Below are 14,929 nucleotides of genomic sequence, written 5' to 3' on the forward strand. Positions count from 1 at the left end.
CGCGGCACATTGCGCCGGGCGCCCGCCGATGGGCTTCGTCGCGGAGCGTAAGGCGCTGCCGGAGCTGCGCGCGGGGCAGGAGCGGCAGGCCGCAGGCGCGGGCCTGCACGCCCGCGACTTCGCCGGGCGCTGCTTCCTCTTCCTGCAGGGCCCGGCCTCGCCCTTCGCCGTAAGGCTGGCGCGGGCGCTGCGCCGGCGCGGGGGGCGCATCGTGAAGGTGCATCTGTGCGGCGGCGACCTCGTCTTCTGGCCCGACCGGGCGCGGCTCTATCTCGGCCGGCTCGAGGACTGGCCGGCCCGTCTCGAGCGGCTGATGGCCGACGAGGCGGTGAGCGACATCGTGCTGTTCGGCGACTGCCGGCCCTATCACGCGCCGGCGGTGGCGATCGGCCGCGCGCGTGGCGTGCGGCTGCACCTGCTCGAGGAGGGCTATGTGCGGCCCGGCTGGATCACCTGCGAGAACTGGGGCGTGAACGGCCATTCCGATCTTCCGCGCACGCCCGAGGCGCTGCGTGAGGCGGCGTCGCGGCTGCCCGAGCCGGCGGAGAACAGTTCGCCTTCCGCCGAGCCGTTCGCCCGCCGGGCGCTGTGGGACATCGCCTGGCACGCCGGCCACGCCGTGCTCGCGCCGCTGTTCCTGCGCTACCGGCGCCATACGCTCGCGCACCCCGCGCTCGACTATGTTGGCTGGGCGGCGCGATGGCTCGACGCGCCGGGTGCGGCGCGGCGTGACCGGGCGGCCCGCGCGCGGCTCGCCGACGGTGCCCCCCATTTCCTGCTGCCGCTGCAGCTCGAGGGCGACTTCCAGATGCGCGCCCATTCGCCCTTCGGCTCGGTGGAGGAGGTGGTGCGGCTCGTACTCTCCTCCTTCGCGTGCTCGGCCCATGACGCGGCGCGCCTTGTCGTCAAGCGACATCCCTACGACACCGGCCTGCCGGCGACCCGGCGGATGGTGGAGCGCGTGGCGCGCGAGCACGACATCGCCGGGCGCGTCGTGTTCGTCGAGGGCGGCGACATCGATCCGCTGATCGCCGCCAGCTCCGGCGTGGTGCTGGTGAACTCGACCACGGCGCTTGCGACCCTGCAGCATGGGAAGCCGCTGAAGGTGCTCGGCCGCGCCACCTACGACATGCCGGGCCTCGCCCATCAGGGCGCGCTCGATTCATTCTGGAACGGCGCGCCGCCGCCGGACCGGGATCTCGTGAACGCCTACCGGTGTGTGGTCCTGGCGCGCACCCAGCTTGCCGGCGGCTTCTTCGCGCCGGCGACCATCGGGCGCGCCGTGGAAAGCCTTCTCGCCCGCATGGCGAGCGACGAGCGGGTGCCCGCGTGAACGGGCGGCGCATCCTCGTCACCGGCGCCTCGAGCGGGCTCGGGGCGGCACTGGCCCGCCACTACGCCCGCCCGGAGGTCGCGCTGCTGCTGGTCGCCCGCAATGCCGAGCGGCTGGAGACGGTGGCGCAGGACTGCCGCCGCCGGGGCGCGCTGGTGACGACGGCGCAGCTCGATGTACGCGACAGCGCCGCGCTCGCCCGCTTCGTCGCCGAGCAGGACGCGCGGATGCCGATCGATACCGTGTTCGCCAATGCCGGCGTCGAGGCGAGCCTCGGGCGGATGGGCGAGGCGGAGACGCTGCCGGAGGTGCTGGCGCAGATCCGCACCAATTTCGAGGGCGCGGTGGCGACGGTGCTGCCGCTGCTCGATTCGATGCGCGCGCGAGGCGCGGGGCGGGTCGTCCTCGTTTCCTCGCTCGCCGGGCGCATGCCGCTGCACGACCAGCCGACCTACAGCGCCACCAAGGCGGGGCTGATCGCCTTCGGCGAGGCGCTGCGCCCGGTGCTGGCGCAGCAGGGCGTGCGGCTGACCGTCGCCTGTCCGGGCTTCGTCGCCACCGGCATGAGCCGCGGCTACGAGGGCTGGCGGCCGTTCGAATGGAGCGCGGAGCGGGCCGCCGCCGCCATCGCCACGGCGGCCGAGCGCGGTGCGCGCAGCGTCGCCTTCCCGCTGCCGCTGGTTGCGCTGATCGGCCTGTCCCGCTTCGTGCCGGGCGTCCTGCGCGAATGGGTCGTGCGCCAGTTCTTCGCGGTCGGCGTCCGCCACCCGGGAGGTGAGGTGGCGATGAGCGACCTTCGGGAATGATGCGGTGCGGTAATTCGCGGCGCGGCGGTCAATAAGACCGCAGTGTCGTAGATATTCCGCATTTATGACAAAGTGATAAGAAACTCTGCTGAGTCTAAGGATTAAAATACGAATGAAATCCGAAGTAAATTTCGGTACCTAATTTGTATTGAGTTATTCCATATGACGTATATCATTTCGCACTTGCGAAGTGGTTCGGGCATGTGCCGTCCCACTACTGTGTCATGACTTTCCCAAAGTGAGGAGGGCAACCGATGGTCGCTGGCTCTAAGATCGTCCCGGTCATTCTCGCGGGTGGGTCCGGAACCCGGCTCTGGCCGATTTCGCGCGATTCCCTGCCGAAGCAGTTCCTGCCGCTCTCCACTTCGGGAGCCACGCTCTATCAGGACACCCTCCAGCGCGTCGCGCCGGGCGACATGTTCGCCTCGCCGATCATCGTCACAAACGAGGAATTCCGCTTCTTCGCCCAGCGCCAGGCGCGCGAGATCGGCATCGAGCCGACCGTGCTGCTGGAGCCGGTGCGCCGCGATTCCGCGCCGGCGCTGCTGGCCGCGACGCTGCTCGCCCAGCAGCTCCACGGCGAGGAGGCGACCCTGCTGGTGCTCGCCGCCGATCACGTCATCGGCGACACCGCCTCGTTCCGCGAGGCGTGCGGCAAGGCGCTCGCGGCGGCCGGGCTCGGCCACATCGTCACCTTCGGCATCACGCCGACCGAGCCGCGTACCTCCTACGGCTATATCCGCCGCGGCAGCGCGCTGAACGGCGGCTCGGCGGCGCGGGTCGAGGCCTTCGCCGAGAAGCCGAACGCCGCCATGGCCCGCGACTATGTCGAGGCCGGCTACCTCTGGAACTCGGGCAACTTCCTGTTCCCCGCCCATGTGATGCTGGAAGAGGCCGAGGGCTTCGAGCCCGAGATCGTCGAGGCGGTGCGCGGCGCGGTCGCGAGCGCGCGGAGCGACCTCGGCTTCTGCCGCCTCGGCGCCGAGTTCCGCACCGCGCCGAGCCTGTCCATCGACTATGCCGTGCTGGAGCGCACCAGCCGCGCCGCCGTGGTCGAGGGCAGCTTCCCCTGGTCGGACGTCGGCAGCTGGAACGCCATGCGCGAGATCGCCGAGTCCGACGAGGCCGGCAATGTCACCCGCGGCCCGGTACGGGTCATCGACGCCGCCAACTCCTACATCCATTCCGAGGGCCCGCTGGTCGCGGCCATCGGCGTGGAGGGGCTTTCGGTGGTGGCCACCGGCGACGCCGTGCTGGTCATGCCGTCCGAGCGCTCGGAAGAGGTCAAGCACCTCGTCGCCTCGCTCAAGGCCGAGCGGCGCAACGAGGCCAACGAGCATCCCCGCTGCTACCGGCCCTGGGGCAGCTACGAGACGATCAATCTCGGCGGCCGCTTCCGGGTGAAGAAGATCATCGTCGATCCGGGCGAGCGGCTCTCGCTGCAGCGCCACCACCACCGTTCCGAGCACTGGATCGTCGTGCACGGCACCGCCGAGGTCACGGTCGGCGAGGAGGTGTTCATGGTGCAGGAAAACGAGTCGACCTACATCCCGCTCGGCGCCGTCCACCGCCTCACCAATCCCGGCCGCATCCCGCTCGAGCTCATCGAGGTCCAGGTCGGCTCCTATCTCGGCGAGGACGACATCGTCCGGCTCGACGACGTCTACAACCGCGTCGAATCCGCGCCGGCGGTCGCCCTGCCATGACCAATAGAAGGAAACGCGACGTGCTCCACCAAGACTCGCTGCGCAAGATGGTGCGTGAGACGGGCACCGTTCCCCTTAGCTGGGTGGCCGCCACGCGCACGCAGAACTACCTGAATCTGGGCGACGCCCTCAGCCCCGTCATGGTGGCGCTCCTCTCCGGCAAGCCGATCGTGCACCAGGCGCATGACGCGAACAGCGTGCGCATGGCGGCGGTCGGCACCATCGCCCAGAATCTGAAGAACGGCGACGTGTCGGTCTGGGGTACCGGTTCCTCGCGCTACATCAACACGGGCGGCGAGGGCGAGCGCGTGCCCTTCCACCCCGATCCCGGCACGCGCTACCGCATCCACGCGACGCGCGGCCCGGTCAGCCGGGGGCTGCTCGGCGGCGAGGACAATGCGGTCGGCAAGCCGGTCTATGGCGATCCGGTGTGGGCGCTGCCGCGCTTCTACAACCCGCCGGTCGAGAAGAAGTGGGAGCTCGGCGTCATCGTCCACCTCTCCGACCTGGTGGACCGCTCGCTCGACGCGCAGCCGCGCGAGGCCTATTCGCGCTACCACATTCCGGACGAGTTCAAGGACAGCGTGCGCATCATTAACACGCTGACCGAGGTCAGCGCGGCCTCGATGCGCGAGAAGCTCGACGAGATTCTCTCCTGCAAGCGGCTGGTCTCCACCAGCCTGCACGGCATGGTGTTCGCGGAGAGCTACGGCATTCCGTGCCTCTACTTCTCCCCGCGCGGCACGCCCGAGGGGCTGATCGGGCGCGTCATGGACCCCGACGACGGCTACGACCTGCGCATCACCGACCTCTATCTCGGGCTCGGCATCCCGCGCATCCCGGTCTATGTGCAGCGCCGCAACAAGCCGACCGACTGGGAACACCTGATGTGGTCGATCGACATCGCGTGGAAGCCGGTCGAGTTCGACATCGATCCGCTGATCGAGGCGCTCCCGATCGACGTGGCGCCGATCTCCGCCCCGCGCGGACAGACCGTCTTCGAGCATCCGCTGATCCGCGATATCCCCTACGCGCATGTCGGCGGCGTGGCGCGGGCCCGGGCGCGGACGCCGGAGGTGCAGGCTGTTGCGGGGTGACGAAAACGGGGCCGGCGCGCCGGCCCCGTCCATGCTCTCGCGGCCGGCGCGTCGTGGGACGGTGATGATCGACGGCTACAATCTTGCGCTCGAGGCGGGCACGGGTGTCGCCACCTATGCCCGCAATCTGAGCTTCGCCTGCGGTGAGCTCGGCTATCGGACCGAGATCCTCTACGGCACCCGTGCCGCCCCAAGCACGGACCCCCTGCTGCGGGAGATCGCCTTCTTCGATCCGAATGCCGGCTCACCGTCCTTCCTGCTGGAACTCAGCCGGCGGCTCGTCCAGCTCTGCACCTCGCCGATGGGCATCCGCGCGCGCGACGTGCCGATGAGCGGCAAGGTGATCTCGCGCGCCTTCCAGTCGCGCATGCCCCATTACGACCGGATCTGGAACGCGCCGGAGCTGTTCTCGCGCAGCTACTGGCATTTCCGCGCCTACAAGCACTTCCTCACCGTCGGCGGGGTGCCGCGGCCGGACCTGATGCACTGGACCTACCCGCTGCCGATCAGGCTGCCGGGCACGCGCAACATCTACACGCTGCACGACCTCGTGCCGCTGCGCCTGCCCTTCACCACGCTCGACAACAAGAAGTTCTACAAGCGCATGATCCAGGGCGTGCTGCAGCGCGCCGACCACGTCGTCACCGTCTCGGAATCGTCGAAGCGCGACATCGTCGAGCTGTTCGACTACCCCGAGGAGAAGATCACCAACACCTACCAGGCGGTCTCGATCCCGGCGAAATACGCCGAGAAGCCGGACGATCTGGTGCGCGAGGAGGTGGAGGGCGCGTTCGGCCTCACCTACAAGGGCTACTTCCTGTTCTTCGGCGCCATCGAGCCGAAGAAGAACATCTCCCGGCTGATCGAGGCCTATCTCGCCTCGCAGGTCGACGAGCCGCTGGTGCTGCTCGGCAAGACCGCGTGGAAGGCGGGCGAGGAGCTCCGCTTCCTGAACGAAGGCTCGAACCGTTACCTCGAGCAGCTCGACAACCTGACCTTCGTGCGCGACCGGGTGCGGCGCTTCGACTACGCCCCGTTCCCGCTGCTGGTGAGCCTGATCCGCGGCGCCAAGGCGCTGGTCTTCCCTTCGCTCTACGAGGGTTTCGGCCTGCCGGTGCTGGAGGCCATGTCGCTCGGCACGCCGGTCATCACCTCCAACACGGCGTCGATCCCGGAGGTGGCCGGGGATGCCGCGCTGCTGGTCGACCCCTACGATCCGCGTGCCATCGCCAACGCGATCAAGACGCTCTCGAGCGATGCCGAGCTGCGCGGCGTGCTCTCCGGGCGCGGACGGGCGCAGGCGGCGCTGTTCTCCGAGAGCCGCTACCGCGACCGGCTCGCCGCGCTCTATGCCCAGCTCATGCCCGAGGACGCGAATGTGAGCTGACGGCCGGCGCCGCCTCGGGCGCCGGTCCGTCAGGCACCCATCCGCCGGGCTCCGATCTGCCGCGTCTCCTCCACGTCGGCCTTTCCTCCCTGAAGGATGAAGCCGAGATCGGAGGCGCCGGTCAGCGAGCGCACGCCGATATCCATCAGCCAGCCCAGGAATTCCGGGTCGTTGCGCACGCCGCCCACGCCCATCGACTTGCCGTGCCGCTTCGCTGCCGCTGCGACCTTCTCATAGGCCGCCCGCATGAGCGGATGCCGGTACTCGCCGGGAACGCCCATGCCGGTGCTGAGATCGGTGGAGCCGATATGCACCACGTCGATCCCCTCGACCGCGGCGATGGCGTCGGCGTTCTCGACCGCCTCGGGCGTCTCCAGCATCACCACCAGCAGCGTCTGCTCGTTCAGCAGCTGGTGCAGCTCGCCCTGGGGCGGGGTCATGTAGCCGAGCGTGGGCGCCTGGCTGAAGGCGGAGCGTTGCCCGAGCGGGGGAAAGCGCACCGCCTCGACCGCAGCGTTCGCCTCCTCGGCCGTGCCGACATGGGGCACCATCACGCCCTGCGCGCCGCAGTCGAGCACGCGGGCGATGAGATGGGGATCGTGCGAGCCGACCCGGCAGATGGGCGTTACCCCGGTCGGCAGCGCCGCGACGCACACCGCCGCCGCGGTCTCCAGCGAGGTTGGGTTGTGCTCGAGGTCGCAATAGATCGCGTCATAGCCGCAGGCGGCGGCGACGAGGCCGATATTCGGCGTGCGCATCTGGTTGACGCTGAGGCTGAGGACCAGCCGGCCCTCGCGCAGCTTCCGCTTGGCGACATTCTCGATGACGTTCGGCATGGCGTTTCCCCGGCAGCGGCTATGTCGCCTGCTTCCCGCATTGCTAGCGGCGCCGCCCGGCCGGCTCTGTCGGCGGGGCGACAGGAACGGGCCTCGGCGCCGCCTATCGTTCCCGATGAAGGCGCCCTGCCGGGCCGTCTTCCTGCCGGGGAGAGGGCCATGCCGGGGAATGCGGCGAAGACGAAACTCGCCAATGACGAACTCGTCCTGTGCATGGCGGTGAACCAGATGCGCAGCGCCGAGGTGCCGATGATCGCCGCTGCCTGCGGCTTCGACGCCATCTTCATCGACCTCGAGCACAGCGCGACCTCGCTTGAGACGGCGGCGATGATCAGCGTCGCCGCGCTCGGCTGCGGCATCACGCCGATCGCCCGCGTGCCCTCGCACGAGCCGTTCCACGCTGCGCGCATCCTCGACGCTGGCTGCCAGGGCGTCATGGTCCCGCATGTCGAGACCGCCGCGCAGACGGAGGCGATCGTGAGGAACCTGCGCTACCCGCCGCGCGGCGTGCGCTCGGCCTACGGCACCGGGCCGAGCCTTGGCTACCGGGCGGTCGGGCAGGGCGAGGCCAATGAGATGCTCAACCGTGACGAACTCGTCATCCTGATCCTCGAGACGCCCGGCGCGATCGAGAGGGTGGACGAGATCGCCGCCGTGCCGGGCGTCGACGTGATCCATATCGGCGCGCTCGACGTCAGCAATCTGATGGGCATTCCCGCCGCCTATCGCGATCCGCGCATGCAGGCGGTGTTCGAGCGCGTCGCCGCCGCCTGCCGTGCCCATGGCAAGGCGATGGGGGTGGGCGGTGCGCGCGGCGATGCCGGGCTTCAGGAGCACCTGATCCGGCTCGGCGTGCGCTACCTGACCTCCGGCTCCGACGTCAGCTACCTGATGATGGCGGCGAAGACGGAGGTCGAGCGGCTGCGTGCGCTGAAGCTGTGAGGTGCGAAGGCGCGCCCCCCGTCCGCCGACGGACAGGGGGCGCCGCCCTCAGCCCTGGATGTAGACCATGTGGGTCTCGGTGAACTCGTACAGCCCGTGCTTGCCGTCCGCGCCGCCGATGCCCGACTTGCGCCGGCCGGCATGGAAGCCCTGCATCGCCTCGAAGTTCTCGCGGTTGATGTAGGTTTCGCCGAACTTCAGCTCGCGGCTCGCCTTCAGCGCCGAATTGAGGTTCGAGGTGAAGATCGAGGAGGTCAGCCCGTAGTCGGAATCGTTCGACAGGGCGATCGCCTCGTCGAGGCTGTCGACCGCCTGGATCGGCAGCACCGGGCCGAAGGTCTCGCGCCGCATGATGTCCATGTCGGCCCGCGCGCCGGTGATGAGCGTCGGCTCGTAGTGAAAGCCGGCGGGGCGTTCGGCGATCCTGCCACCGGTGACGATGGTCGCCCCGTCGGACCTGGCCTTCTCGACCGCCGCGGCCACCTTGTCGAGGCCGGCCTTGTTGACCAGCGGGCCCATGTGCAGGTCCGCTTCCTTGGACGGGTCGCCATAGCGCGTGCCCTCGAACAGCGTCTTCAGGCGGTCGACCAGCGCATCATGCACGCTGCGCTCCACATAGACGCGCTCGGCGCAGTTGCACACCTGCCCAGTATTGATGACGCGGGAATCGTAGATCGCCTTGGCCGCCAGATCGAGGTCGGCATCGGCCAGCACGATCGCCGGCGCCTTGCCGCCGAGCTCGAGGTTGACGCGGGTGAGGTTTCGCCCCGCCGCCTGCATGATGTGGGTGCCGGTGGCGACGCTGCCGGTGAACGACACCATGTCGATGCCCGGATGCGTCACCAGCGCCTCGCCGGCGGTCTTGCCGCGCCCGCCGACGAGGTTGAACACACCCGCCGGAAGGTCGGTCTCGGCGACCAGCTGCGCGAAGGCGAAGGCGTTGATCGGCGTCTCCTCGCTCGGCTTGATGACGATGGTGTTGCCGGTCACCAGCGCCGGCGCCAGCTTGCGGGCGATGAGGAAGAACGGGAAGTTCCACGGCAGGATGCCCGCCACCACGCCGAGCGGCTTGCGCAGCAGCAGCACGGTCTCGTTCGGCCGGTCGCTGGTCAGCACCTCGCCCTCGAGCCGGCGCGCCCATTCGGCCATGTAGTCGATGTAGTCGGCGGTGAAGTCGACCTCGATCTGCGCCAGCGGGGCGATCTTGCCCTGCTCACGCACCACGATGTCGGCGAGCGCCCGGCGGTTCTGGCGCAGCCTGGCGGAAATGGCGCGCAGATGCTCGGCGCGCGCCACCGCCGGCAGCTTCTCCCAGGCGGGCTGCGCACGCCGCGCCGCCGCCACCGCCGCCTCGACCGCGGCCGCATCGGAATCGGGGATGCGGCCGAGCAGCGTGCCGTCGGCCGGGTTCGTCACCTCGATGGTGGCGGCGGTCTCGGGCGCGAAGGCGCCGTCGATGAAGTTCCTGTAGGTGGCGGGGGTCTGCGTCAGCGCGATGGCCGATTCGCCCTCGACCGGAGTGTGCTTGGTCATCTGAGATTCTCCTTGGCTCGGCTTGTTGTGTCCTGAACGTCCGCTCTCTCACGCATGGGCCGCGCCGGCCTTGCGCATCGCTCCGGCCCTGTGGGCCGCGAGCCAGCCGAGGCCATCCTCGGTGCGCCCGGCGGGCACGTATTCGCAGCCGATGAAGCCGGCATAGCCGGCCGCATCGAGCGCGGCGTAGAGCGCGGCGAAGTCGAGTGTGCCGGTTCCCGGCTCGTGGCGGCCGGGATAGTCGGCGATGTGCATGTGGTGGATCAGCCCGGCATGGTCCCGGATGAAGGGCAGCGGGTCGAGGCCGGCATTCACCGTGTGGAAGGCGTCGAAGATCAGCCGGACATTGTCCCGGCCGAGCTCGCGGATCGCGCGCAGCGCGAGGTCCGGCGTGTCCAGCAGGTAGTCGGCGATGGTGCCGCTGCCGATCGGCTCCAGCAGCAGGAGCATGCCGCGCGCCCGGGCGGCGTCGGCGGCGAGAGCGAGGTTGCCGATATAGGTGTCCCAGAGCTTCGCTGCGGGCACGCCCTCGGGCCGCACCCCGGCCATGGCGTGCATCGCGCGGCAGCCCACGGCCTCGGCATAGTCGAGGCTCGGCTCCAGCGTCGCGCGGAACTCGGCGACGCGCTCGGGCAGGGCGGCGAGCCCCTTCTCGCCGCGCGCCGCGTCGCCGGAGGGCAGGCCCATCTGCACATAGGTGAGCCCGGCCTCCTTCAGTGCCGCCGCGATGACAGGCGCGGGCGTCGCATAGGGCGCGGGGTTCTCGACCGCGTCGAAGCCGTTCGCTCGCGCGGCCGCGATGCGCTCGACCAGCGGCCGGTCGGAGAACAGGTAGCCGATATGGGCGCTGTATCTTCTCATGACGCGAAACCTTGCCTTCCTCCGGGCGACCCGCCGGTCACCCCCCTGCGCCCGGGCCGAAGGCCCGTTCGAGTTCGTCGATCCGCGCCGGCTCCAGCATCCGCGCGGGCAGGCCGCGCAGCAGCAGGGCGAGGCGCGCGGTCTCCTCAAGCTCCTCGGCGGCGAACACCGCGCTGCGCAGGTCGCGCGCCGCCACCACCGGGCCGTGATTGGCGAGCAGTACCGCCGCGCAGGCGCCCCCCAGCGCGCGGATGGCGTCGCCGAGCGCGGGATCGCCGGGCCGCAGATAGGGCAGCAGGCGCACCCGCCCGACGCGCATCACCACATAGGGCGTCAGCGGCGGGATCGCGTTGTCCGGGTCGATGTCGACGAGGCAGGACAGCGCCGTCGCATAGGTGGAATGAAGGTGCACCACCGCGCCGGTGCCCGGCCGGGTCTCGTAGAAGGCGCGATGCAGGAACACCTCCTTGGAGGGGGAATCGCCGGAGACGTGGCGCCCGCCGCCGTCGAGCTTGGCGATCCGCCCGGCCTCGAGCGAGCCGAGGCAGGAATTGGTCGGCGTCACCAGCAGCCCGTCCGCGACCGCCACGCTGACATTTCCCGCCGAGCCGACGCTGTAGCCGCGCTCGAACAGCGAACGCGACAGGCGCACGAGCTCGGCGCGGGCCTCGGCCTCGTTCATGCCGCTTCCCCGTTCCGCCCGATGGCCGGCGCACGGTCGACGGACACACGCGCCCCGGTGACATCGTCGGCGATCACCCTGATCAGCATGCCGCGCGTCCCCCTAGGCCGCCGCCTGCGCGCCGGTCACCAGCCGTTTCATCTTGGCGACCGCCGCGCCCGGGGCGGTGAGCACCGGCACTTCGAGGCGCTCGCGCACCAGCGGCGCGGCGCGGGAGGTGGAGAAATGCGCCAGCATCACCGCGTCCATGCCGCCGAGCCGGGGCGCGGCCTGCGCCACCAGCCGGTTGTGGGTGTCGGCGTCGCCCTTGCGCAGCAGGTCGATCGCGTCCGGCACCAGCACGGTGGTGAGGGCGGCGGAGGGCCGCAGCCGGGCCGATTCCTCGGCGAACTCGTCCTCCATCGTGCCGATGGAGGGGGCGAAGGTCGCCAGCATGCCGATCCGGTCGCCCTGCGCCAGCGCGGCCTCGAACATGGCCTCGTTCGGCTTCAGCACCGGCACCGGCAGCACGGCCGCGGCGCGCTCGATCGCCGGGCCGAAGGCCGAGCAGGTGACGAGCAGCCCGTCTGCGCCGATGCGGTGCCCGTAGCGCGCGAAGGTGACGAAGCGCTCGATCATCTCCTCGCCGAGGTCTGCCTCGCGCGCCCGGTCCGCCGACAGCGCGTCGTCGAGCAGGTTGACGAGCTCGGCCTCCGGCCAGCCCTGCGCGAAGGCCGCGAGCACCGGATCGATCGCGACCGGCGTCGCATGCAGGAGGACGATGCGCGGCGATGTCATGTCCGATTCTCCCGGGCGGCGCGCACCGATGCGCGCGGGCCACTGCACGTTGGCTGTTCCATGCGCGGGTGCCGGCCGGTCATCCCTTGACCGCGCCGGCGGCGAGCCCGCTCATCAGCATGCGCTGGAACAGCAGGAAGATCAGCGCCACCGGCAGGGTGCTGACGATCGCCCCCGCCGCGCTGACGCCCCACACCGCCGGCTCGCCGAGCGCGAACTGGCGCATAATGACCGGCAGCGTCTTCACCTCGGCGGTGGAGGTCAGCAGGAAGGCGAACAGGAAGTTGTTCCAGGTCATGATGAAGGCCAGCAGCCCGCCGGCCACCAGTCCCGGCAGCGACAGCGGGATGATGATCCGCCACAGCACCTTCAGCCGGCCGCAGCCGTCGACCTGCGCCGCCTCGTCGAGGTCACGCGGCAGGGTCGAGAAATAGTTGATGAGCAGCAGCAGCACGAAGGGCGCCGAATGCGTCGCCTCGGCGAGGATCATGCCGAGATGAGTGTTGTTGAGCCCGTAGGTGCGGAAGATCACCAGCAGCGGCACCAGCAGCACCACGCTCGGGATGGTGTAGGCGACCAGCGTCGCCACTAGGAAGGACGAGCGCCCGAAGAAGCGGAAGCGCACGAAGCCATAGGCGCCGAGGCTGGCGATCACCAGCGTCAGCAGCATGTTGCCGCCGGCGATGATGGTGCTGTTGCGGAAATACATGCCGAACGGCACCGCCTCGAACAGGCTGCCGTAATTCGCCAGCGTCGGCGCCTCCGGGAAATAGGTCACCTGCCGATTGCTGAGCCAGGCGCGGTCGAAGTCGGCGGTGTGCTCGGGCGTGATCGAGGCGATGAAGATCCAGATCAGCGGCGCCAGCGAGTAGAACAGCACGACGAAGGCGCCGAGCCCGATCAGCGCGCGGCGGGGCGCCTGCGAGCGGCGCCGGCGGATGGTGCGGGGCGCGGCGCTCATGACGCGTTCACCAGCACGTTGCGCGCGAGGTGGCGCACATAGAAGGCCGAGACGAACATGAGGATCGCCGCCAGCACCACGGCGATGGCCGAGGCGTAGCCGATCTGGAACTGGTTGGTCAGCATGAAGCTGTAGACCGCTTCGGTGTGGTTGCTGAAGCCGGGCCCGCCGCCGGTCATGACGAAGATCATGTCGATGTGGTTGGACATCCAGATCATGCGCAGCAGCACGAGGAAGAAGATGGTCGGCAGGATGTGCGGGATGGTGATGCTGACGAACTGCGACCAGCGGCTGGCGCCGTCCACCTGCGCCGCCTCGTAGAGCTCGCCGGGAATCGTCTGCAGCGCGGCGAGCAGGATCAGCGCCATCAGCGGCGCGCCGTACCAGACCATGGCCGACACCACGATCCAGAAGCTGGCGAGCGGGCTGCTCATCCAGGCGACGTAGTTGTCGATCAGCCCGGCGCGCACCAGCAGGTCGTTCACCACGCCGAAATTGCCGTCGAACATGTAGAGGAACAGCAGGCCCACCACGGCCGGCGGGGTGATGTAGGGCACCATCATCGCCGCCCGCACGAAGCCGCGCCCGCGGAAGTTGAGGTTGAGGAACAGCGCGATCGGCAGCGCGATGGCGAGCTCCAGCGAGACCACGGCGAGGTCCCAGCGCAGCGTGCGCCACAGCCCGTCGAGGAACACCTGGTCGTCCAGCATGCGCCGGAAATTGTTGAGCCCGATGAAGGCCGCACGCTGCAGGCGCAGCAGCGAGGCGTTGGTCATCGCCAGCTCCACCGCCTTCAGGGTCGGGTAGACCGTGACGGCCGCCAGCAACAGGCAGATCGGCGCGATGAGCATGTAGGGGAACAGGTCGATGCGCTTCCGGCGGCGCCGGGTCGTCGCAACCGTCGCGATCGGGATGTCGCTCATTGCCGGCCTCCGCGGGCGTTGGGTCGGGCGCGCGTGATCATCTACACGCCCGATCGCTTGAATTTCTGGAAGCAGTGCGGGGTGAGGGGGGCGAGCAGGTCGACCGCGCCGCCGCGCACCACCACCTCGCCGACGTAGAGGTCGCCGCAGGAATCGCACCACAGCCCGTGCGGGGCGATGAAGTTGCCCGGCAGCAGCGGCTTGTGGCCGCCGAACCGCGCGACAACCTTGCCGTCCGGGTCGCACACGGTGACGCGCGCCACCGGGTCGTGCCCGGCCGGCGGGCAGCGGCAGGCCTTGTCGTGGACGTGGTAGCCAACGGGCTTGGCCCAGCCGAGCTCGGCGATGTGGATGAAGTCCTGGTCGTCGATGAAGATGTCGTTGGGGCGGCCGACCCAGTCCCACGCGTTCAGGAACACGCCGTCGGCGGTGAAGATCTGGACCCGCGAATTCTCCCGGTCGCACACATAGACCCGGCCCGAGCTGTCGACCGCCACCGCATGCACGAGGTTGAATTCGCCCGGCCCGGTGCCCGGCTGGCCCCAGGAGGCCAGGTGCCGGCCCTCGGCGGAGAAGCGGTGGACGCGCGCATTGCCGTAGCCGTCGCTGATATAGAGGTCGCCATTGGGCGACTTGGCGACATTGGTGACCCGGTTGAAGGGCTGGCCGCCGAACAGCACCGGGCTGACGCCGATCTCGTAGCCGGTCTGCGAGGCGACGCCGGGCTCGCCCAGCATCATCTTGAAGTTGCCGTCGGCGTCGAAGATGCGGACCGTGTGGTCGGCGTCGTCGGTCAGGTAGAGCTGGTCGTCCTTGTCGATGTAGATGCCGTGCGGGCTGGCGAAGACGCCCTCGCCCCAGGCGTCGAGGAAGCGCCCCTCCTTGTCGAACACGATGACCGGGTGCTCGCCGCGATTGAACACGTAGACCCGGTCCCGCGAGTCGACCGCGACGCCGGCGACCTCGACGAAGGACCAGCCTTCGGGAAGCTGCTCCCATCCCCGCACAACGTCGAACTCAAAGCGGTGCGCGCCGTAACTCATACCCCGTCCTCTGGATTGCGCCGTTCCCGCCGGGCCTTCGGG

General features: G+C 69.7%; 14 protein-coding genes. 6 read left to right on the forward strand and 8 right to left on the reverse strand.

Annotated elements, in window-relative coordinates:
- The first annotated feature begins 28 nt into the window (after positions 1-28).
- The 5 genes from NVS83_RS00100 (at position 29) to NVS83_RS00120 (ending at position 6,329) form a co-directional block, all read left to right on the forward strand.
- Positions 29-1,333 carry a capsule polysaccharide biogenesis protein gene (locus NVS83_RS00100; RefSeq protein ID WP_258737502.1) on the forward strand — a complete coding sequence of 435 codons (1,305 nt, stop codon included), beginning with the start codon at positions 29-31 and terminating at the stop codon, positions 1,331-1,333.
- A complete protein-coding gene (locus NVS83_RS00105) occupies positions 1,330-2,139 on the forward strand; it encodes an SDR family NAD(P)-dependent oxidoreductase (RefSeq protein WP_258737503.1) in 810 nt (269 codons plus the stop codon). The genes NVS83_RS00100 and NVS83_RS00105 overlap by 4 nt, the downstream gene beginning before the upstream one ends.
- Before the next feature lie 254 nt (positions 2,140-2,393).
- Entirely contained in the window at positions 2,394-3,845 is a 1,452-nt protein-coding gene (locus tag NVS83_RS00110) for a mannose-1-phosphate guanylyltransferase/mannose-6-phosphate isomerase (RefSeq protein WP_258731467.1), read from the forward strand.
- A gap of 20 nt (positions 3,846-3,865) precedes the next feature.
- Positions 3,866-4,942 (forward strand): polysaccharide pyruvyl transferase family protein, encoded by a 1,077-nt coding sequence (locus NVS83_RS00115; RefSeq protein ID WP_258737504.1) that lies wholly within the window; start codon positions 3,866-3,868, stop codon positions 4,940-4,942.
- On the forward strand, positions 4,932-6,329 hold the full coding sequence (locus NVS83_RS00120; RefSeq protein ID WP_258737505.1) for a glycosyltransferase family 4 protein: 1,398 nt from the start codon (positions 4,932-4,934) through the stop codon (positions 6,327-6,329). Before NVS83_RS00115 ends, NVS83_RS00120 begins: the two co-directional genes overlap by 11 nt.
- 29 nt (positions 6,330-6,358) lie before the next feature.
- Here NVS83_RS00120 and NVS83_RS00125 read toward each other — a convergent pair whose 3' ends face one another.
- Positions 6,359-7,165, reverse strand: a complete 807-nt coding sequence (locus NVS83_RS00125) for an HpcH/HpaI aldolase family protein (RefSeq protein ID WP_258737506.1) — start codon at positions 7,163-7,165, stop codon at positions 6,359-6,361.
- Positions 7,166-7,324: 159 nt separating this feature from the next.
- Between NVS83_RS00125 and NVS83_RS00130 the strand changes: the two genes are divergently transcribed.
- Positions 7,325-8,107, forward strand: coding sequence for an HpcH/HpaI aldolase family protein (locus NVS83_RS00130; RefSeq protein WP_258737507.1), 783 nt, complete (start codon positions 7,325-7,327; stop codon positions 8,105-8,107).
- Between the two features lie 48 nt (positions 8,108-8,155).
- Here NVS83_RS00130 and aldA read toward each other — a convergent pair whose 3' ends face one another.
- The 7 genes from aldA to NVS83_RS00165 form a co-directional block, all read right to left on the reverse strand.
- Positions 8,156-9,640 (reverse strand): aldehyde dehydrogenase, encoded by a 1,485-nt coding sequence (gene aldA, locus NVS83_RS00135; protein ID WP_258737508.1) that lies wholly within the window; start codon positions 9,638-9,640, stop codon positions 8,156-8,158.
- Between the two features lie 48 nt (positions 9,641-9,688).
- A complete protein-coding gene (locus NVS83_RS00140; protein WP_258737509.1) occupies positions 9,689-10,501 on the reverse strand; it encodes a hydroxypyruvate isomerase family protein in 813 nt (270 codons plus the stop codon).
- 37 nt (positions 10,502-10,538) lie between these two features.
- Positions 10,539-11,183, reverse strand: coding sequence for a 3-oxo-tetronate 4-phosphate decarboxylase (gene otnC, locus NVS83_RS00145; RefSeq protein ID WP_258737510.1), 645 nt, complete (start codon positions 11,181-11,183; stop codon positions 10,539-10,541).
- A 102-nt stretch (positions 11,184-11,285) separates the two neighbouring features.
- Entirely contained in the window at positions 11,286-11,960 is a 675-nt protein-coding gene (locus tag NVS83_RS00150) for an aspartate/glutamate racemase family protein (protein WP_258737511.1), read from the reverse strand.
- Positions 11,961-12,039: 79 nt separating this feature from the next.
- Positions 12,040-12,921, reverse strand: coding sequence for a carbohydrate ABC transporter permease (locus tag NVS83_RS00155; RefSeq protein ID WP_258737512.1), 882 nt, complete (start codon positions 12,919-12,921; stop codon positions 12,040-12,042).
- Complete coding sequence (locus NVS83_RS00160; RefSeq protein WP_258737513.1) at positions 12,918-13,844, reverse strand: carbohydrate ABC transporter permease; 927 nt, start codon at positions 13,842-13,844, stop codon at positions 12,918-12,920. Before NVS83_RS00160 ends, NVS83_RS00155 begins: the two co-directional genes overlap by 4 nt.
- Before the next feature lie 41 nt (positions 13,845-13,885).
- Positions 13,886-14,887 carry a peptidyl-alpha-hydroxyglycine alpha-amidating lyase family protein gene (locus NVS83_RS00165; protein WP_258737514.1) on the reverse strand — a complete coding sequence of 334 codons (1,002 nt, stop codon included), beginning with the start codon at positions 14,885-14,887 and terminating at the stop codon, positions 13,886-13,888.
- Positions 14,888-14,929: the final 42 nt, after the last annotated feature.

It is taken from the genome of Ancylobacter mangrovi (genome assembly GCF_024752335.1).
In the GTDB taxonomy this organism is placed as follows: Bacteria; Pseudomonadota; Alphaproteobacteria; order Rhizobiales; family Xanthobacteraceae; genus Ancylobacter; species Ancylobacter mangrovi.

Excerpts from the sequence above, each read along its gene's own strand:
- NVS83_RS00100 (WP_258737502.1), top strand. The coding sequence starts at position 29 with ATGGGCTTCGTCGCGGAGCGTAAGGCGCTGCCGGAGCTGCGCGCGGGG.
- NVS83_RS00110 (WP_258731467.1), top strand. The coding sequence starts at position 2,394 with ATGGTCGCTGGCTCTAAGATCGTCCCGGTCATTCTCGCGGGTGGGTCC.
- NVS83_RS00125 (WP_258737506.1), bottom strand. The coding sequence starts at position 7,165 with ATGCCGAACGTCATCGAGAATGTCGCCAAGCGGAAGCTGCGCGAGGGC.
- NVS83_RS00130 (WP_258737507.1), top strand. The coding sequence starts at position 7,325 with ATGCCGGGGAATGCGGCGAAGACGAAACTCGCCAATGACGAACTCGTC.
- aldA (WP_258737508.1), bottom strand. The coding sequence starts at position 9,640 with ATGACCAAGCACACTCCGGTCGAGGGCGAATCGGCCATCGCGCTGACG.
- NVS83_RS00140 (WP_258737509.1), bottom strand. The coding sequence starts at position 10,501 with ATGAGAAGATACAGCGCCCATATCGGCTACCTGTTCTCCGACCGGCCG.
- otnC (WP_258737510.1), bottom strand. The coding sequence starts at position 11,183 with ATGAACGAGGCCGAGGCCCGCGCCGAGCTCGTGCGCCTGTCGCGTTCG.
- NVS83_RS00150 (WP_258737511.1), bottom strand. The coding sequence starts at position 11,960 with ATGACATCGCCGCGCATCGTCCTCCTGCATGCGACGCCGGTCGCGATC.
- NVS83_RS00155 (WP_258737512.1), bottom strand. The coding sequence starts at position 12,921 with ATGAGCGCCGCGCCCCGCACCATCCGCCGGCGCCGCTCGCAGGCGCCC.
- NVS83_RS00160 (WP_258737513.1), bottom strand. The coding sequence starts at position 13,844 with ATGAGCGACATCCCGATCGCGACGGTTGCGACGACCCGGCGCCGCCGG.
- NVS83_RS00165 (WP_258737514.1), bottom strand. The coding sequence starts at position 14,887 with ATGAGTTACGGCGCGCACCGCTTTGAGTTCGACGTTGTGCGGGGATGG.